The sequence below is a fragment of the Puniceicoccaceae bacterium genome, from assembly GCA_040224245.1.
Lineage (GTDB): Bacteria > Verrucomicrobiota > Verrucomicrobiia > Opitutales > JAFGAQ01 > JAKSBQ01.
Genome location: JBEGIR010000078.1, coordinates 1 through 20311 on the forward strand (window position 1 = coordinate 1; position 20311 = coordinate 20311).

Below are 20311 nucleotides of genomic sequence, written 5' to 3' on the forward strand. Positions count from 1 at the left end.
GCACCGTTGAGCGTCCCGTTGGCAAAGGTATACTCCCGTTTGATCCGACCCGATGGGTAGTTCTCGATATAGACTCCGTCAGGCACACGCCCCCGCACCATGCGGAATTTCCCCTCTTCATACCACTCCCCGACTCCAACAACCTCACCATTGATCAGGATGTCAAAAATCACCTTTTGCCGCGCATCGGTCTGTTGGCGAAGGGTTCGCTGAATGAGTTCATAGATCACCTTGCCGCTCGAATCTTCGACCCGCTGGATGCGATCCTTCGACACCGAAACACTGCGGCTATTGGTCTCATACAGGAAGATAGTGTCAAACTCGCGCAGATTCTGCGCATCCCGGATCACCTGACCATCCCGCAGGTAAATCGTACCGGCCTGGAGCAATGCGGGCAACAGAAGCAGGACGGTGCAGCAAATGCGGATTATTTTCATGATTCCAGTGTGACGGTTTTTAAAAACCGTTTACATCCATAGTTTCATAGTGATCAGGAATGGAATGGCTTTGTCAAATAAGGAGTTGCCGTTCAGTAACAGTATCCTACAAAAGGGAGGCTAATCCGTCTGTATTCATGAACCTGCGTTCCGCCGCCAGCTATTCGTTTCTGACTCTTTTTCTCGTGCTGTTCGGCGCGTTCTTCTTCTGGCCGATTTTTATTGTGATCCGGGGAGGGTTCGCAACCGAATCGGGTGGTTTCACGCTCACATACGTGATCGAGGTCTTTCGCAACCCGGTGTACCGGGAAGGGTTGCTCAACGCACTGGGCGTCGGACTCTTCACCACGCTGCTGTCCCTGTTGATTTCATTGCCGCTGGCATACGTCGCAGACCGATATGAGTTTTTTGGAAAAAAATGGATGGGCAACCTCATCCTGCTGCCGATCATGCTGCCTCCGTTTGTCGGAGCGATTGGTATTCGGCAGATCCTGGGACAGTATGGCATCCTGAACTCTGTGCTCGAGAGCGTTGGGATTCTGGGTGTCGGCGAAACGATCGACTGGCTGGGGCAGGGTCGGTTTTGGGGTATTGTCATCCTCTCCGCACTCGGCCTGTACCCGATCCTGTATCTCAATCTGATCGCTTCCTTCGCGCAGATTGATCCCGCGATGGAGGAGGCCGCCTCGAATCTCGGGGCCAACCGCTGGCGGCGCTTTTGGAAGGTCACGCTTCCGTTGGTGGGTCCAGGCATGTTTGCAGGTTGTACCATTGTGTTCATCTGGTCGTTCACAGAACTTGGTGTTCCGCTGGTCTTTGATTACGACCGCATGATTTCGGTTCAAATTTTCAAGGGCATCAAGGAACTGGGCGGCAATCCGTTCCCCTACGCCATGGTCGGGGTGATGCTCTTCATCTCCGCCATCGCCTACCTCTCGGGCAAGCTGGTATTTGGAGGACGCGGTCATGCCATGATGTCCAAAGCCAGCCATGCCGGTTCCAGCGAAAGGCTCGGGTGGAAGGGTCAAAGCCTCTGTTTTGCGCTCTTTGGTTCGGTCATTTTTCTGGCACTCATGCCACACCTCACCCTGGTGCTGGTTTCGTTTTCGGCCGACTGGTATGACACCATGCTCCCACAGCACTGGACACTGCAGAACTATGAACTCGCACTTGGCAGCAGTCTGACGGTGCCGTCGATCAAAAACAGTCTCTTCTATTCCGTGCTGGCCACGATCCTCAATGTCTCGCTGGGAATCGGGGTGGCCTTTATTCTGGTGCGCACCACCGTGTGGGGTCGCTCCCTGCTCGACACCTGCGTCATGTTGCCGCTGGCGGTGCCGGGAATCGTCATTGCGTTTGGGTATCTTGCCATGACGCAGAAGGGTCAGTTTTTTGAGTTCCTCAACCCCATCGACAATCCAACCGTGCTGCTGATCATCGCCTACGCGATGCGCAAAATTCCCTTTGTGGTGCGCGCGGCGGTCGCTGGCTTGCAACAGAGCAGTGTGACTTACGAAGAGGCAGCGCAGAACCTTGGATGTCCTCCCATCAAATCTGCTTTCAATATTACGCATACCCTCATCACGGCCAGTCTGATTGCGGGTGCCATGCTCGCGTTTTCACAGTGCATGCTCGAGGTTTCTGATTCGCTCATGCTTGCACAGAAACAGCAATTTTACCCGATCACCAAGGCCATTTTTGAACTCTTGGGTTTCCTGGGTGACGGCCGCTTCATCGCCAGCGCGCTCGGAGTCTGGGCCATGGTATTCCTCGCGCTTACCATCTTCGGAGCCAATCGCATCCTCGGCAAAAAACTGGGCAGCGTGTTCCGACTGTAGCGAATTTTTCACTGTCGGATAGAGGACAAACCCAATCGCACATCCCATGCTGCGTTTGCGCCAATGCTTGCCTGCATCACTTGCGGCTGCGCAAGCGTCGCCGAAACTCCCGTGGTGTCATCCCCTCCCACTTGCGAAAGTTGACCGAAAACCGCTCGTTGCGCCCAAACCCGCAATACTCGGCAATTTGATCGATCGATAAGTCGGGTCGACCGAGCATCTCTTTAGCAGCATCCAGACGAGTGCGCATGATCTCTTCGTGGATGCTGCGTCCAAGCACCTCGCGAAAGGTGCGCTCGAGCGAACGCCGGGCACATCGCAAGTGTTGCACGAGTTCTTTCACGTTGAGTCCGGTAATGGCATGCTCGTGAATGTACTCCAGCGCTCGGGCCAGTGTCGGATTTGCCACCGAAAGAAAGTCGCTCGAGCGGCGCGGAACCACCCGCGTAGGGGCGATGAGCAGGGGTTCATGCGTCACTGACGAAGGATCGGCAAGCAGCCGCTCCATCAGCAGCGCGCTTTCGTAGCCAATTTGTTCCCAGGGGATTTCGATGCTGGAGAGTGGTGGATACGTCATGCCACAGACGTGGGTATCGTTGTTTGCACCTACGATTGCCACTTGCTCGGGAATGCGAATCGAATGTGCCCGGCAGGTTTCCGCAAGCAGACGACCCGAGGGGTCATGAGCCGCAAAAATGCCAATAGGCTTGGGAAGGGACTTCAGCCAGCGCACCAGTTCCGGCTCGGCCTCGTGCCAGTGCTCAATGTACTTGCGAACGAAGCTGCCACGCTGGAAGTAGGTGAAGCAGTCAAATCCCGATTCCTCTACACGCCCGCGAAACGCACGTTCACGTTGGTGTCCGTAGTCTGTGGTTTCCCCGAGAAACGCAAACTGGTGCAGGCCCAGGCTCAACAGGTGGGCAGCAGCCAACTCCCCGACCCGCGCATCGTTCACATCCACGCTGGGCACCGCCAACCCGTCTGCCTCACCCACGGTTACCACACTGGGAAGACCGATCTTCAGTAATTGTTCGGTGATGAAAGGCTGCCACTCCAGGATCAGTCCGACGGGTTTCCACTGCTGGATCAGGGACTTGATCTCCCCAATCGGACGATTGAAGTCCACCATCCAGTAGTCTCGGCCCGACGATGCCACGCGGTGGATGCCCGGAATCAGTCGATAGGAATTGATGTCCGACAGAATCAGCGCCACCCGTTTGGAACTCGTCATGCGCATTTTTACCCTATTTTGGCGCATATCCGCAAATTTATTTCGCATAATGCGGTTTTTTTCGAGCAAGTTCTCGGCTATAGTCCTGCTTAAGCGTTGGATTGACGGTCCTGAAACTGATCAGGCTGCAGTCCATCCCCCGCAATCCAATCAAATCCGTTACCACCATGGCAGATTCCTACTTCCCAGACGTTCCCAAGATCCAGTATGAGGGTCCTGGCAGCAAAAACCCGTTTGCCTTCAAGCACTACAACCCCGACGAACTGGTCGAGGGCAAGTCCATGAAGGATCACCTGCGCTTTGCCGCGCCCTACTGGCACGTCATGCGCAATGTGCTGCTCGATCCGTTCGGTGAGGGCACAGCCGTCATGCCCTGGGATGACAAGAGCAATTCCATCGACAATGCACTCAAGCGTGTCGACGTCTTCTTTGAGTTCCTCGATAAGATTGGAATCGATTTTTACGCTTTCCACGACCGTGACATCGCTCCGGACCTCGACGACCTCGCAGCCTCGAACGCCGCGCTCGACAAGGTCGTGGAGAAGTTGGGTGTGATGCAGAAAGCAACTGGCAAGCAGTTGCTCTGGGGAACTGCCTGTCTGTTCAGCCATCGCCGCTACGCACAGGGTGGAGCCACCACTCCGAACGCCAATGTGTATGCCTATGCGGCCGCGCAGGTGAAGGCAGCCATGGATGCCACCCACAAGCTGAATGGTCTCGGCTATACCTTCTGGGGAGGTCGCGAGGGCTACGCAACGCTCTGGAACACCGACATGAAGCGCGAACTCGACCACTTGGCAAAATTCCTGCACATGGCGGTCGAATACAAGCAGAAGATTGGATTCAAGGGACAGTTCTACATCGAACCCAAGCCGCGCGAACCCAGTACGCACCAATACGACAGCGATGCAGCTGCCTGTCTCAATTTCCTTCGCGAATACGGCCTGATGGATCATTTCAAGCTGAACCTCGAGACCAACCATGCCACTCTCGCGGGTCACTCGATGTTCCATGAAATGACGGTTGCTGCCAACGCCAATGCGCTCGGCAGTGTGGACGCCAATCGCGGTGATGAGTTGATCGGTTGGGATACCGACCAGTTCCCAACCAACATCTACACCAACGTGGAAGTCATGCTCGTCATTCTCGGCATGGGGGGTCTGACCACCGGTGGTCTCAACTTCGACGCCAAGCGTCGTCGCGAGTCCCACGATCCGGTTGATCTGTTCCACGCCCACATCGGTGGTATGGATGCTTTTGCCCGCGGACTCAAAATCGCCGCTGCCATTCGCAAGGATGGTCGTATCGGCGATATCGTGAAGAGCCGCTACGCCTCGTTCGACAGTGGCATCGGTGCCACCGTCGAATCCGGTGAAGCGACACTGGAGTCCCTCTCGGCCTACGCGCTCAAGAATGGAGAACCGCAGTTGGCCAGTGGTCGCCAGGAACTCGTTGAAAACATCATCAACGAATACCTCTGATCGCCATGGCACTGACGATTGGCATTGATATCGGAACATCCTCCACCAAAGCGGTGGTATCGGATGCGTCCGGCAAGATCCTCTTTGCAGGTGGCCCCACCTATGATTTCGAGACTCCGAAGCCCCTCTGGGCCGAGAATGATCCGAAGCGCTGGTGGGATGCCACGCTGGAGTGCCTGCGCCTGATCGCCGAAAAAATCGATGTTTCTGAGGTCGTCGGTATCGGTCTGACCGGACAGATGCACGGCCTGGTGTTGCTTGACGCAAACGGATCGGTGCTGCGCCCGGCGATTCAGTGGAATGACCAGCGCACCGCCGCACAATGCGCCGAGTTGACGGAGAAGGTTGGGTTTGAACAAGTGATTCAAATCACCGGTAATCCCATCCTTACGGGATTCACCGCCCCCAAGATCCTCTGGGTTCAACAACACGAACCCGAGATCTGGGCCAAGGTTTCAAAAATACTGCTTCCCAAGGACTACATCCGCTTCATGCTCGGCGGGGTGTTTGCGACCGACGTTTCCGATGCATCCGGCATGTCGCTGCTCGATGTGGGTGCCCGGGACTGGTCAACCGTGATGCTGGAAGCCTGCGGTGTAAAACCAGAGATGATGGCGGAGGTTTATGAATCGCCCGAGGTTACCTGCACCCTCAAGGACGAGCTGGCTGAACGCTACGGTTTCCCAAAGGGTATTCCCATTGTGGCGGGTGCCGGAGACCAGGCGGCGGGAGCTGTCGGTTCGGGCGTGGTCACCAAGGGTGCCGTTGCCTGCTCGCTCGGCACCAGCGGTGTCGTGTTTGCCCAGGCCGAGGCCTTTGAACCCGAACCACAGGGACGTTTGCATGCGTTTTGTGCTGCGGTACCGGGAACCTGGCACTACATGGGGGTTCAGCTCTCCTGTGCGGGTTCCTACCAATGGTTTTTTGACAACCTTGCCTTTGGAGCCACGTTCAAGGATCTTGATGTCGAAGCCAGGGAAATTCCCGCAGGTAGCGAGGGGTTGTTCTTCCTTCCCTATCTGACCGGTGAGCGCATGCCGCATCCCGATCCTCAAGCGCGTGGTGCCTTCATTGGCCTGACCCTGCGCCACGGACGCGGGCACATGGCGCGCGCGGTACTCGAGGGTGTGACGCTTGGTCTGCGCCAGGGACTCGACATGATGAAAGACTTGGGTATTGAAACGCGCAAGGTCATTGTCAGTGGAGGTGGAGCCAAATCACCGCTCTGGAAGCAGATACTCGCCGATGTGTTTCAAAGTCGCATCGTTACGGTAAATGCTGCTGAGGGGGGTGCATTCGGATCTGCCATTCTCGCGATGGTGGGTGCGGGGGTCTATCCGTCCGTCGAAGCCGCCTGTTCTGCCGTCATCGAAGAAACAGGTTCGCTCGAACCGGATCACGATACCGCAGCGAAATACAACGCAACACTCGAAGTTTACCAGAAGCTCTACCCGGCGCTTCAACCGATTTTTCCGACCATTATGGAGTAAGTATATGTCGTAGAATCTTGTTTCGATGGGTAAGGGGGAGAAATACTCATCGAAACACTGAAGCCCTTCATTCGCTTGCGGATGAGGGGCTTCTTCGTTTTCGGGAATCGGGAAATGCAAAAGTTGCATCCGTTGCTCATTCCAGTATCACCAAAGGAACCACCCATAGCGGCTGAGGCTCCGAAAAATGAATATTACGGGGGTGCAGCTTCTTTTGCGCGATGTCAGCGGGTGTGCGAACTCGAACTGTCGAAAGCTTCCGGTTGCCTTTTTCACAGTAAATCCGTTGCATGGAGTTTCACTCAAGCACCCGAACTTCGGGTCTTCAATGTTGAGTCCAAACCACCATGCATACCCATTCCCATTCTACCGTTGATTCCTGGATGTCTGCGCTGACGCTCGAGGAAAAAGTCCACCTCGTCATCGGCATGGGCATGATTTTCCCTGAGGGTGTGGACGTGAGTGCCATTGCCGACGCGGGCATCCAGGAAATCCTTGACGGTCTTCCTGAACCCGTCGAAGGGCACGACGCAAATCCGGTTCCCGGTCAGGCCGGAACAACCTTCCCGGTGCCGCGTCTGGGCATTCGTGCGATGGTGCTTGCCGATGGCCCGGCCGGGCTGCGCATCGAACCCACGCGTAAGGGTACATCCACAACGTTTTATGCCACTGCCTTTCCGATCGCCACTGCGCTGGCTTCGAGTTGGAACCGGAATCTCTTGCATGCAGTCGGCGAAGCCATCGGCGCCGAAACCCACGACTACGGGGTCGATATCATCCTCATGCCCGCGCTCAACCTGCACCGCAACCCGCTCTGTGGTCGCAATTTTGAATACTTCTCAGAGGATCCACTTTTGTCGGGTCAAATGGCCGCTGCAATGGTGCAGGGGGTTCAGTCGCGAGCAGTGGGAACCTCCGTCAAACACTTCGCCGCCAATAATCAGGAAACCCACCGCACCACGATCAATGCCGTGGTCAGCGAGCGCACCCTTCGCGAGCTCTACCTGCGTGGATTCGAAATTGCGATCCAGGAGGGAAAGCCGTGGACCGTCATGAGTTCCTACAACCGGCTCAATGGCACCTACACGTCAGAGAGTCGCGCCTTGCTCACCACTATTCTGCGTGAGCAGTGGGGGTATGAGGGAGTGGTGATGACCGACTGGTTTGCGGGTTCAAATCTGGTTGCGCAGCTTCGCGCGGGCAACGATCTACTCATGCCCGGCACCCAGAAACAGCGTAATGAACTCAAGCAGGCCTTAGCAGAAGGGCGGATGCAGGAATCTGAACTCGATACCAATGTGCGCCGCATCCTGGAATTGCTGCTTCGCACCCCCAGTCAGCAGGAGCATCAAGCAAGCAATCGTCCCGATCTCAAGGCGCATGCCCAGATTTCCCGCAATGCCGCAGCGGAGGGCATGGTGCTGCTTCAGAACGCAGAAACCACACTCCCACTTCCCGCAAATGCGCAGGTCGCACTTTTCGGCAACGCCTCCTATGCCCTCATCACGGGTGGAACTGGCAGCGGTGATGTCAACGAAGCCTATTCCATCGCTCTGGACGAGGGTCTGAGGGCCGCCGGATTCCACCTCGATGCGACGTTGTTGCATCACATGACTGAATTTCTCAAACAGGCACGCGAGGCTCAACCCAAGTCCAGCAATCCATTCTTCCTTCCCCCTGCGATTCCCGAGCACGATCTATCGGAAGAGCTGATCCTGGCCGCCGCTGAAGCGAACGATTTCGCAATCGTGACGCTCGGACGCAACTCAGGGGAATTCGAAGATCGCAAGCTCGATGATGACTTTCACCTGTCGGCAGCGGAGCGAAAGTTGCTCAATCAGGTCAGCGCCGCATTTCGCAAGCGGGGAAAACGCATCATCGTGGTGCTCAACATTGGCGGTGTCATTGAAACCGCAAGCTGGTGCGACCTCGCCGATGCCATCCTGATCGCCTGGCAACCGGGCCAGGAGGGCGGACATGCGATAACGGATGTGCTATCGGGGCGCGTGAATCCATCGGGAAAGTTGCCCATGACCTTTCCCCTGCACTACGAAGATGCACCATCAGCCGCAAATTTCCCTGGGTTACCTGCAGACAATCCGAAGGAAGTCTGCTACGAAGAGGGACTGTATCTGGGATACCGTTACTTCACGAGTTTTCAGCAGCCCGTTGCGTTTCCCTTTGGACACGGGCTGAGTTACACGACCTTCTCACTGACTGATGCACAACTCAGCGGTCCCGATGAAAAGGGTACGGTCAAGGTGCAGGTCCGTGTGCAAAACAATGGCAGCGTTGCGGGAAAACAGGTCGTGCAGCTCTACCTAAGCGCACCCCAAACCAGACTCGAAAAACCAAAGATGGAACTCAAGGGCTTCGCCAAATCCCGATTGCTGCAACCGGGCGAAGGCGAAATGCTCAGCTTCATTCTCGATGCGCGCGCGCTCGCGTCCTACGACACGGATGCAGAAGCATGGGTCGCTGATGCCGGTGCCTATACGGTCCACCTCGCTACCAGCTCAGTGGACCCTCAACTTCAACTGCAATTCCACCTGGATGCGTCACTGCACGCCAACCACCAACCTGCTTGCCTGTCCCCAAACCGTCAGTTGACCGAACTTCGGCGCCAAAGGTAGTTCCCTCAGAATCTATCCATGGATCATCGGGGAATGCAACCCTGGGACTGCCTGCGATAGTCACGCGGAGCCTTTCCGCTCCATCGTTTGAAAGCCGCTGAGAAACTGTACATCGAAGCAAAACCCACGCTTTGTGCAATGGTTTCCAGATTGTGATCCGTTGCCTGCAATAAGGTGCTGGCACGCTGGAGACGAAGATGCGTAAGATGCTCAATGGGGCTGTGCTGGAAGGAAAGTTGACACAGTCTTCGAAAGTGCTCTGGACACACACACGCAAGACTTGACAGCTCTGGAACAGTCCACGGGTGGGCCAGACGCGCCTGCACCTGCATCCACACTCTGCTCATGCGATCTTCCACAGTATTCAGTCCAACCATGCGGCGAGTATGCAAGTCCAGCAACTGAACCCATGCCCTCATCGCTTCAGGTTCGGCCGCACCCGAAGCCTCCTGCAGCAGAGACCATATCAGCGAAGAAAACACGGTCACATCCGAAGCGATCATTGCAGAGCCTTGACCCGGAAGAACTGAAGATGACATTCGGTCCGAATAGAACACCCACGCAATTGTCCAAGACTGCCCCTGAACAGCCTCAAATCCATGGTGACATCCTACCGGACCCAGTAACACCTGTCCCGGCACGAATGCCTTTCGCTCACCATCGATCCATGCACTCCCCCGACCTTTTACACACGCCACAATATGACTGTGCACAGACTTGGGTCGGATCATGCAATAGGGTGCCGACAGTTCGCTGAACCCTATCCATCGAAACCGTCCTTCCTTCAAAATCGGAAAGTGTTCTACATCAAGTTCGTTTTGACGACAGTCCGGACCAATTATGTGGGTTTCGCTTAAGTTTTGGTTGAGCACAAACATTCACAAAAGAGAAGAGATCTGCTTTAATCAACTCACTTTGTTCTTTTGATTATCACAATCCCAAACAGGACCCTTCCATGAAAATCCATCCATTCCATTACATGATGCTTTGTCTTGCATGTGTGTTTACTTTAAATGGTCAGGCCATTCAAAGTCACAGCGCAAAGACAGATCCTGGTCCGCAGCAGTTAACCATCAGACCTTCACTTCCCCAGCCAGAACTGCATCTCCCCGCACCAGAAACCGTTCGTTTGCTCCCGGGACTCTTTCAGGAGCGAAGAAACCTGAATAAGCAATACCTCCAACGCCTCTCCACGCGCAATCTGTTGCAGAATCACTTGCTCGAAGCGGGTGTGCGTATCGATGATGCGAGCGAGCAACTTCACCAGGGATGGGAGTCCCCCCACTATCAGTTGCGAGGGCATTTCGCTGGACATTGGCTCTCCTCGGCAGCTCGAATCGCAGCTGCAGACAGTGACGATATCCTTCGGGCCAGAGTCGCTGAGGTCGTTCGGTCACTGAATCATTGCCAGTCCCTTAATGGAGGTCAGTGGGTGGGTTCCATTCCGGAAAAATACTTCCACATGCTGGAATCGGGACAGCCTGTCTGGTCACCCCAGTACACGCTTCACAAAACCCTTATGGGTCTTCTCGATAGCCATCGATACCTTCAAACCCCACAAGCACTTGAAACCCTGAAAAATGGAGCAAATTGGTTCATAAACTGGTCTGATGGACTCATACAGCGCGGACGGGGTGAGGTCGTCTACAGTGGTGAATGTGCAGGTATGTTGGAACTTTGGGTGGATCTGTATGTTCAAACCGGGGACTCGCGTTATCTAGCACTTGCATCTCGCTATGCAATGCCAGACCTTTTTGCCTCCCTGCTCGATGGAATCGATTCACTCAGCAATGACCATACCAACGCAAGCATTCCCTGGATCCACGGTGCTGCCCGTCTTTATGAAATCACTGGGGATGCCACCTATCGCCAGATCGTGGAAACATTCTGGGAAAAAGCGGTCGTTCATCGAGGCATGTTTGCGACAACGGGCAACAACGCTGGAGAATTCTGGATTCCTCCCCAGCAATTTGCACGCTTTCTGGGTAGCCGCACTCAAGAGCACTGCACGGTCTACAACATGATTAGGGTGGCATCTTATCTGCTCAACTGGACAGGTGAAAGCCAATACGCAGACTACATCGAACGGGCCATTTATAACGGAATTCTCGCCCAGCAACATCCAACGACGGGGATGGTCGCCTATTTCCTGCCAACTGAACCAGGTGCCCACAAGGAATGGGGTTCTGAAACTCACGACTTTTGGTGCTGTCATGGAACTTTGGTTCAAGCACACGCCATGACAGAATCATGGATCTGGGGGGTAGCGGCAAATGGACTGGCGTTGCACCAATTCATTCCGTCTCATGCAATACTCGAGGTGAATGGGCAATCGGTAGAACTGGAGGTTTCGCTGGATCCAAGTGCAGACCAGAGCAACTTTGTTCAGCCGGACTCAACCAGTCGCTGGGTCGTACGAGTTGCCATCAGGACCTCTTCTCAACAGCCATGGACACTGAGCATCCGCCAACCGGAGTGGGCCATTGAACCCGGACGTATCGAAATCGATGGTGTCCACCAACCCACCCTCCAGACATCCAGGGGATATCTGGAGGTTGAAATTCATCCTGACACGCAGTTTGTCCAAGTTTCGTTTCCGAAGGAATTGAGACGGGAATCACTACCCGGAGATCAAAAACGATTCGCACTACTTGATGGCCCCATTGTGCTTGCCGCATTGTCCAAAACCGAACCAATTCTCGAAACGAACTTCACCGAAGTAACACCACAATACGAACACCTCTACGTCAGTGGTCGCGACTGGGAATGCGGCCACTATCTGCTACAGACTTCCTCTGGAACCCTTCCTCTCATTCCGCTATACGAAGTCACCGACGAGACTTATTCCGTGTATATGCGTCAATCACATCGAGAATAGGGACCCGATCCGGGGTCCCTGTTCGCGTCTTGCAGCATCAGCGTTACTTCACCGGACTCAAGCGATAGAGGCCAGCGGCGTGTTGCTGTAATTTGCGACTGAAGGAACCGTCAAATTCCCCGAGATCTTCACGCGCCCAAAGGTCGCGCACGGCAACCTGATCGGGTAATCCAATTGCGGAAAAGTTCACGGTCAGTTCGCTGGTTTCTCCCACTTCCTCAAATTCCTGTTCCGCAAGCACTGCAAAGATAACCGACCCGGTAGAGGTCATGACTCCGCGCGTGGTGAAGGTCTCAAACTCGTGCCCCTCAGGGAGGTCATAAACAATCTTGGACTCTGCATGTGTGCCAATGCCAGTGGCAGGTTTGCCATCCACTTGTAACGGTTGGCCATCGCAGGCGCGATCAACTCCCACCTCGCCCCAGCCCGACTGGGCGACGGTCCACTGCAATTCGGTCAGCGGTATGGAACCCGCCGGTCCGTGCAGCACCGGATTCTGCCACACGGCGTGATCCCACCCAGCTCCGTCACCGCCATCGTTGGCAAACAAGACGAGTCGTGTTGCACCCTTGACCGACACTTCGATTTCCTGGGATTTTCCGACCCCCGAGATCACAGGGCTGGCATACTGCGCATCTTCAAAACGTGCACTGTCACCCATGCTCTGCGCGTTGAAAAGGGCCAGGTATTTGTCGTTGGAACCGGGGACATCCGCCACCCAGGCGATACGATTGTTGTCGCGGTAGAGCTGGCGATTGTTCGTACTATGCTGGTTGACCTTGAGCATCTCAGGGTTCGTCAGCAGCTCCAGGGTCAACGCGTCAAGCCGCGTCATGTCGCCCCCAAAAATCAGAGGGGACCGTGCAATCGCCCACAGCGTCATCAGGGTGAATTGCTCGTTCTCCGTCAGCATCGTGGGCCGGTCAAAATCAATGATGCCGAGCGGGATCATGTCTGCATCAGGCCAGGCACCGGGCCGGCGATAGAGCGTCCAGGTGTCGAGGCGTTCAAACATCGCATGCAACAGTCCCCAGCGATCCCAGAAGTCGTCAGTGATGCGCCAGAGGTTGGCGTGATTCATGACGTGCTCCCCTTTCTCAATCGGGGTGGCCCCGGGTGACAGACTCAGCACGATGGGGCGACCACAATTGTCAATGGCCTTGCGGATGGCCTCAATCTCGGCCTGTTGCACCGCATCGTAAGGACGCGCGATGTCATCCACCTTGATGTAGTCCACCCCCCAGGAAGCATAGAGTTGAAAGAGAGAATCGTAATAGGCCTGACCGCCGGGCTGGCTGACATCCACGCCGACCATGTCGGGATTCCAGGGGCAGATGGATTCCGGAATCGCTATGTCGCGGGCACGCAGATCGGTGCCGTAGATTGGCAGATTCTGCTCCACGGCCTGCTTGGGGATACCGCGCATGATGTGAATGCCAAAGCGCAGACCCTTTGAATGCACGTAGTCGGCCAGTGGCTTGAATCCGCGCCCGTCCGCTGCAGATGGGAATTTTTTAAGCCCAGGAGTCAAGCGTCCGTAGTCGTCCATGGTCAACACAGCATCGGGATTGTAGAAATGTCCCGTCGATTCCGGTTCATACCACTGAATATCTACCGTGAAAATGTCATACCCTGCCGGCAACAGGTGTTCTGCCATCGCATCAGCCTGCTCCCTCGCCTGCTGCTCCGTCACGGTGGTGCCAAAGATATCCCAGCTGTTCCAGCCCATGGGTGGAGTGCTGGCAAGCTCCCAGTGTGCCGGTTTTTCTCCGGCGGATAACGAAGAAAGCAGCGAAAGCACTGTGAAAACCAGCGCCGTGCGAAGAGATCGGGGTAAATGTGTCTGCATCCCCCCACAATAAGGCGACCCCGTTTGCCCGAAAACAGGGAATCAGGTTTTCTGTTCAGTAACGACTCGCCCGGCCATAAGGTCCGGGTCGCGAGTCAAAAACTGACCAGCGTAACCGAAAGCCCACCGGAATCGATTGACGGGGTCGCTACCCCACCAACATCAACCCCTGGGAGTATCGCTGCTCGATCCGATCCTGCAAATGGTGCCTTGCTGGCCCCCTCACCGCGCTTTCAGGTGGATCGCAAATCCGCCGCCTTTTTTCATCGTGAGGCCAATGGTACTCTCGGTGGACACCTCAAGCGTGTCGTGCTGATAATCAGTTGCGAGACGGTTGGCGTTGAGGCCATCCTTCAGGATCGAAGCTTCATAGCTTCCGTCTGCAAAGCGCGACAAGTCGATGCGGATGTCGCGCTCATCCCAGTTATTCAAGCCGCCAACATACCAGTCGTCACCCTTGCGTCGGGCCACAATGACATACTGCCCAATGGCTCCGTCGAGCACAACGGTTTCATCCCAGGTCACCGGAACCGTGGAGAGAAATTTCAGGATATCCGGATATTTCTCATACGCAGTCGGGGCATCACACATCATCTGCAGCGGTGCAAAATACACCACAAACATGCCGAGCTGGTGGGCGCGCGTGCCCTGGCTCATGGTCATCTCATTGCTGGTCAGAAATGCTCCTTCCGTGCTGTTGCGCATGGCACCAGGGGTATAATCGAGCGGACCTGCCGTCATGCGGGTGAAGGCAATATCCACGTTGTGTCCAGGCGGTACTCCTTCGGAAAACTTGTTATACTCGTTGCCGCGCACCGCTTCGTAGTTGACCAGATTTGGATAGGTGCGGTGCAGGCCGGTGGGCTTACTGCAGCCGTGGAAATCCACGAGCAGATTGTGTTTGGCCGCCGCAGCGGTCAATCGCTCGTAGAACTCGATGGCGAGCTGATCATCCCGGTCGATGAAATCCACCTTGACTCCGGCAATGCCCCATTTTTCGAAGAGTGCGAAGGCCTCCTCATACTGGCGGTCCATCGTGTGCCAAACGCCCCAGAGGATCAGGCGCACTCCTTTGGATTTTGCATACGCAGTCAAGTGCTCCATGTCGACCTGGGGTGTCGGTAGCAGCACATCAAACTGATCGGACCAACCCTCGTCCATGATCACGTAAGGAATACCGTTCTCAGCTGCAAAATCGATGTAATACTCATAGGTTTGATTGTTCACCCCAGTCACAAACGGCACGCCTTCGAGGTTCCATGCATTCCACCAGTCCCACGCCACCATTCCGGGCTGGATCCAGTCGGTCTCCATTGTTGCCGGACGGGCCAGTTTGTAAACCAGATCGCTATCCACCAGTTCCGTCTGCTTGCGTGCGATCTGCAGGGCGCGCCAGGGGAACAGGCGATTCCCTTCGGTCTTCGCGATGTAGTCCGCACGCTCCGTCACTATCAAACTGAACGTGCCCCACCCGCCCGGTTCCCACGCCAATGGGTACTTTGCAAAACTGCCGTTGAGGTAGTTGCGATTGTGGATGCCTTTCTTGGTCAGATACATGCCGGGATAGGAAAATACATCGGATTCCAGCACAGACAGCCAAACACTGCCCTCTTCAATCACGGACGGAAGGGAAATGAGGTTGCCGGGCGCGACTTCACTGATCATTTGTCGCGAATAAAACATTTCGTAGGAGGTTGTGTAGGAATCAACCTCATGGTTGATCATGCGCTTGTCCTCGAAAAACCGGTACTCCACTTCCTCGTCATACACGATCAGTTCACCAGCTTTGTCCGAGCGGAAGCGATAGGCGACCGCATCGTCATAGGCCCGGAAGATGACGCTATACCCACCTTCAAAGCGCAGAGTCAGCTCACGATAGTGATCGCGTACTTCACTCCGATTTCCCCAAACAGTCTGGATCACCTGATCCACCTCTTCAGTGGACTGGCTGCGCAAAACCGGAGTCTTGCCAAACTCACCCTGACTGGTGGACATGGACAACGGGGAGTACCACATGACTTCACGTCCATCCACTGTGATGTTGTAGTAGAGGCGATCCGTGGTTCGCACGCCAATAACGACGGAACCGTCCGGCGAGGCGACCTGATAGGACGCGGGGGAAGCCTGCAGCGCAGAAACGAGCGCGAGCGAGACAAGGGTAAGATAGGTTTTCATGTGCATCGTTTGGGGTTAAAGCCAACCAAATCCAAGGAAATGGATTTCAGCTCGGGCAAAGTGGGTGAGCATTCCTGTGAACCACCGACAGATTCGAAAATGGTGAATAAAGCATCGGTTCATCAGCATTGGGACAGGAAGTAACGGGGATTCCACTAAAACAAATTTCACCCTCACTGGGAAGCCTCGACGCGGTGAAATCTTCGAGAAACATCAGGGGCACACCTTCCGAAATGCTTCTGGGGAAGCGGCAGAATCCAGCATTTTACTTTGGTAGGATTGCAGAGTTGGATTGTCTCAAGAAAACCACGTTTTCAAACCACACCACTCCCACATCCATTGCCATGCAACACCCCTTCTCCCGTATCAGGTTTTCCACGCTCTGCTTGCTGCTGACCTGCGTGAGTCCCATTGCCGCGCTGTTCGCCAGCCTGCCTGCTTCAGTGGAGCACTCCCCAAAGAGCGAACCCTCGGACGCTACTGACGTTGAGAGGTGGTTTCCCTTCCAGCCTCCGGCGCACTTTGATCCAGCCCGCATCGGCATGAACGACTGGTTTGAGACTCCATCGGGCAGCCGAGGATTTGTGCAGATTGACGGAAACAACCTGCGCTTCGAGGATGGCACACCCGTCAAGTTCTGGGGGACCAATCTCAACGAAAGCAGTCCTTTCGCCGGTGCAGAGATGTTCGAACACTGGATTGCGCAGTTCCGGAAATACGGCATCAACGCGGTGCGCTTCCACAAGTTCACCTGGGACGCATCAGACGGGCATATGTCCACTGTGATCACAACTGAGAACTGGGAAAACTTTGATGCCTTCACCCATCGCCTGAAAGAGGAGGGCATCTACCACGGGTGGTCGCACATCTATGGGCACCGGGTGCGACCGGGCGACCGCGGGAAACTCGTTGCCTATGAAGAGATTGCCAACCTCAACTACCCCTGGCAGCACTTGAGCGGCTCCACTTCGGCCCTGGTTAACTTCGCTCCCGACCTGCAGGATCTCAGCATTGAGCTGACCGTGCACATGCTCAATCACCGCAACCCGCACACAGGTCTGCGCTACGCCGACGACCCATCGCTCGCGTTCATCGAGTTTCAGAACGAGGACAACATCTTCTGGGGTGCGATCCTGGAGGCTCTGAATCAGACCCCCACTTATCGTGCCATGCTCTGCGAGCAGTTCAGCGACTGGCTGATCGCAAAGTACGGCAGCGACGAAGCACTGATCTCGCACTGGGGACGGGAAAACCTGCCTGAGGCTGAGAGCCTTGCGATGCGAAATGTATTCCCCCACGCAGGACACAGTGGTTTTGAACAGGAATACCAACAGGCCCATGTCGAAGGCCGCCGGGTGAAGGCACATTTTCTCGACAAGATGCAATTCCTTTACGAAGCCCAGGTGGCATTCTACCAACGCTTCACCGAGGCCGTTCGCGCCACTGGCTACAAGGGTGTGCTTGTGGGTTCCTGTTGGCAGGCCGGCGCAGGGCTGGCGCATTTCTACAACCTGCACGCCGACGCGCAGGTGGGCATGATCGACCGGCACAACTACTTTGGCGGAGGCACCGGACACCTGCTCACTCCGGGCAAAGTGAGGCACCACTCCATGCTCTCCCGTCCGGGCATTGGTCTGCTGAGTGCCGGCATGCAGCAGGTTGAAGGTCTGCCCTTTGCACTCTCGGAGTGGATGAGTCTGCTACCCAACGAATGGATCGCCGAGGGTCCCGCCATCATTGCCGCCTATGGCATGGGTCTGCAGGGCTGGGATGCTTCCTTTCATTTTGGCACCGACCTTACGAACTTTTCGCAGACGGTACAGAGCCGCACCGTATATAACGTCACCTCTCCCACACAGATGGGGCTCTACCCCGCGCTGGCCCGCATGGTCCTGCGCGGTGATGTGAGGGAGGCGGATGTAATCTCCCGCCGCAAGGTGCATGTTCCCAGCCTTGCCCAAGGCGCGCTCGGATTTCACGAAACCATCGAACAGGGCTACGACAACAAGTTTATCACGGGCGACATCCCTGCGGAGGCGCTCGCACGCGGTCGACTGGTGGTGGAGTTTGTTGATGCTCCCGAACTCACCGAACCGCTCTCCCTGAATGCACTCACCCAGGGAAAGGATCGGCGCATCGATTCCAGCACCGGAGAGTTGAGTTGGGACTATCGTGACAAGGGTTATTTCACGATCGATACTGCTGCCACCCAGGGAGTCGTGGGTCACGCAGCCAATGTTGACCACTTCCTGAGCGACATCACCCTGACCGTTCACACACCCTTTGCGATCACACTGCTCACCGCACGCAGTCCCGAGGGAACTCTGCAAACGGACAGCTCCCTGCTGCTCACCACAATTGCCCGCGCACGCAACACTGGCATGCGCTACAATGAAGACGGCACCGAGCTGCTCAATGTAGGCAGTGCTCCCATCCTGCTCGAGCCAGTCGAACTCACCCTGCAGTTGCCCGAGCGCGCAACTGTTCCCACGGTGCACGTTCTCGACCACGGCGGAACCCGCACGGGTCACACCCTTCCCGTCACCAACAACACCGTTCACATCAACGGCGTCACCACCCACGCGATATACTACGAAATCACGTATTGAGCGGTGCCATGTGACACAACGGCAAGGACCCTGCGAAAGCCGCCGAAGCCAGACCATCCACAAGCGGGATGGAACAAAACGACCTCAACCCAGGCCAAGCGCCTTGCTCAGTTGCCTGTCAGGATCTCGATCAGTTCGACATCGGGCGCTCCGGTGAGCGACGGCAAACCCAGCCATTCGAAGATACCAAAGTCGCCCTTATACTCCCAATTGGCATAGGCGATATCGTTTGCCCGGAACACCGAAATCAAATCCCGGTAATACGCCAAACGGGCTTCTCTCGGCACCGACGGTAAACATCCAAACTCACCACAGTAGAGCTGCAGTCCCAATTCCCGTGCCCGGTCAACGGCAGGTTGGATTTCCTGCTGGATGCGTTCAGGACCCCAGTTGTCGGTAAACTTTTCTTCCATCGGGTGGCGCAGATGTTCGGTCCCCTGTGCCAAGCGGTCAAACGTCTCCTTATCGATGATTGGACCCGGATAGCTCACCGGTCCTGGATAATCCTGAATCGGCCCATCAATCCAGCTTGCCGTGTGGTGTGTAAAAAGCAGGGGTTCGTAGGTGTGGAAACTCAGGATGATGTTTTCATCATTTTCAGGGACAAAAAGCACTGGCAAAAACTGAGGGATCTGCCACATGTTTCCACCAAAAATCAACACGCGCTCGGGTTCTACGGAGCGGATGAACTCGGTCGATTTTGCAATGAGTTTGTTCCAGTCCTCCGGGTCTTCTGCCGTGGGTTCGTTCATGATCTCGTAAGCGAGGAAATCCACCGGATAGGCACGCAAGTGTTCGGAAAGCTGCCGCCAGAGATCGATAAATTTTTCCTGTTCAGCAGGATCCGTCCAGAGCGTATTGCCACCTTCTTTTGCTTCCCCGGCATTGAAGTGGTGCGCGCGCACTGTGTGAAGGTCGATGATGACCCTGAGTCCTTCACGCTCACACCAGCCCAATGCGGTTTTCATCAATTCAAACGCTTCGGGATTCTGGTTGCCCTCCTCATCCCACAATTCCTTCTCATCAATCGGCAATCGCACATGGTCAAACCCGAGGTGCGCGATATAGTGGATGTCGTTCGACGTAATCCATTCCTCCCTGGGTGCCCACCCAAAATCCTGGGAAAGCCAGTGGCTGAGGTTGACTCCTTTGTCGATGATGAACCCTGATGGGTTCCGAATCTGCTTTGCATGCGCTGCAAAGGTCATGACTGTGATCATGGAACAAATCGCGATCGCAATTTTTGGAAACAGTTTTGTGTGAATTTTCATGGGGCAATCGGTTAGGGATTCTATTCCGAATACTTGAACTGTTAACGGTAACCCATCCCCACCGCAGTCGCCCGTCCGATTTCACCATTACATAATAATGACACCCCAAAGTGTCGATGCCAAGGTGTGCTTCCCGCTTGGAAAGCAAGTGATTCGTATGCGACATTTTTTGCGCTCTCCAAATGGATGATGCTGCCCAAAGACAGAGTCCAAAACTAAGCACGCCCTCGGAAAAAAATCACCATCAGATCAACCCATGTTCTCTCTTAGAATTGAGGTCTAGCCCGCATTTCTCATGAAGGTATTTGATGTATCGATTGTTGGTAGCGGATTGCCTGGATTCCGCGATTTGCAGTGTATTGATACTCTTTACCGTGTGCATTGCTGGATAATGTCGACATTTCCCCCTTTCCCCCATC

General features: G+C 55.3%; 12 protein-coding genes and 1 pseudogene. 6 read left to right on the forward strand and 7 right to left on the reverse strand.

Annotation, left to right across the window (positions count from 1 at the left end; translation table 11 throughout):
- The coding region (locus ABQ298_13605) for a hypothetical protein (protein MEQ9825415.1) at window positions 1-437 on the reverse strand (437 nt) is incomplete at its 3' end.
- Between the two features lie 137 nt (window positions 438-574).
- Here ABQ298_13605 and ABQ298_13610 point away from each other — a divergent pair.
- Window positions 575-2275 (forward strand): iron ABC transporter permease, encoded by a 1701-nt coding sequence (locus tag ABQ298_13610; GenBank protein ID MEQ9825416.1) that lies wholly within the window; start codon window positions 575-577, stop codon window positions 2273-2275.
- 76 nt (window positions 2276-2351) lie between these two features.
- Here the strand turns inward: ABQ298_13610 and ABQ298_13615 are convergent, their stop codons facing one another.
- A complete protein-coding gene (locus tag ABQ298_13615) occupies window positions 2352-3506 on the reverse strand; it encodes a substrate-binding domain-containing protein (GenBank protein MEQ9825417.1) in 1155 nt (384 codons plus the stop codon).
- Window positions 3507-3673: 167 nt separating this feature from the next.
- Between ABQ298_13615 and xylA the strand changes: the two genes are divergently transcribed.
- From xylA to ABQ298_13630, 3 genes are all read left to right on the forward strand, one after another.
- Window positions 3674-4987 carry a xylose isomerase gene (gene xylA, locus ABQ298_13620; protein MEQ9825418.1) on the forward strand — a complete coding sequence of 438 codons (1314 nt, stop codon included), beginning with the start codon at window positions 3674-3676 and terminating at the stop codon, window positions 4985-4987.
- 5 nt (window positions 4988-4992) lie between these two features.
- Complete coding sequence (xylB, locus tag ABQ298_13625) at window positions 4993-6477, forward strand: xylulokinase (GenBank protein MEQ9825419.1); 1485 nt, start codon at window positions 4993-4995, stop codon at window positions 6475-6477.
- 347 nt (window positions 6478-6824) lie between these two features.
- Entirely contained in the window at window positions 6825-9110 is a 2286-nt protein-coding gene (locus ABQ298_13630) for a glycoside hydrolase family 3 N-terminal domain-containing protein (GenBank protein ID MEQ9825420.1), read from the forward strand.
- 23 nt (window positions 9111-9133) lie between these two features.
- Here the strand turns inward: ABQ298_13630 and ABQ298_13635 are convergent, their stop codons facing one another.
- Window positions 9134-9649: an AraC family transcriptional regulator gene (locus tag ABQ298_13635; protein ID MEQ9825421.1), complete on the reverse strand. Its 516-nt coding sequence runs from the start codon at window positions 9647-9649 to the stop codon at window positions 9134-9136.
- 416 nt (window positions 9650-10065) lie between these two features.
- On the opposite strand from ABQ298_13635, the gene ABQ298_13640 reads away from it, so the two are divergent.
- Window positions 10066-11988 carry a beta-L-arabinofuranosidase domain-containing protein gene (locus ABQ298_13640; protein ID MEQ9825422.1) on the forward strand — a complete coding sequence of 641 codons (1923 nt, stop codon included), beginning with the start codon at window positions 10066-10068 and terminating at the stop codon, window positions 11986-11988.
- Window positions 11989-12031: 43 nt separating this feature from the next.
- On the opposite strand, the gene ABQ298_13645 is transcribed toward ABQ298_13640, so the two are convergent.
- The 3 genes and pseudogenes from ABQ298_13645 to ABQ298_13655 all read right to left on the reverse strand — a co-directional run bounded on the left by ABQ298_13645 (window position 12032) and on the right by ABQ298_13655 (window position 16012).
- Window positions 12032-12649 (reverse strand): NPCBM/NEW2 domain-containing protein, encoded by a 618-nt coding sequence (locus ABQ298_13645; GenBank protein ID MEQ9825423.1) that lies wholly within the window; start codon window positions 12647-12649, stop codon window positions 12032-12034.
- A gap of 3 nt (window positions 12650-12652) precedes the next feature.
- A pseudogene (locus ABQ298_13650) lies at window positions 12653-13717 on the reverse strand (glycoside hydrolase family 27 protein).
- Window positions 13718-14059: 342 nt separating this feature from the next.
- Window positions 14060-16012, reverse strand: coding sequence for a glycoside hydrolase family 97 protein (locus ABQ298_13655; GenBank protein MEQ9825424.1), 1953 nt, complete (start codon window positions 16010-16012; stop codon window positions 14060-14062).
- A gap of 344 nt (window positions 16013-16356) precedes the next feature.
- Between ABQ298_13655 and ABQ298_13660 the strand changes: the two genes are divergently transcribed.
- Window positions 16357-18621 carry a hypothetical protein gene (locus ABQ298_13660; GenBank protein MEQ9825425.1) on the forward strand — a complete coding sequence of 755 codons (2265 nt, stop codon included), beginning with the start codon at window positions 16357-16359 and terminating at the stop codon, window positions 18619-18621.
- Window positions 18622-18728: 107 nt separating this feature from the next.
- Here ABQ298_13660 and ABQ298_13665 read toward each other — a convergent pair whose 3' ends face one another.
- Window positions 18729-19892, reverse strand: a complete 1164-nt coding sequence (locus tag ABQ298_13665) for a cellulase family glycosylhydrolase (protein ID MEQ9825426.1) — start codon at window positions 19890-19892, stop codon at window positions 18729-18731.
- Between the last annotated feature and the right edge of the window lie 419 nt (window positions 19893-20311).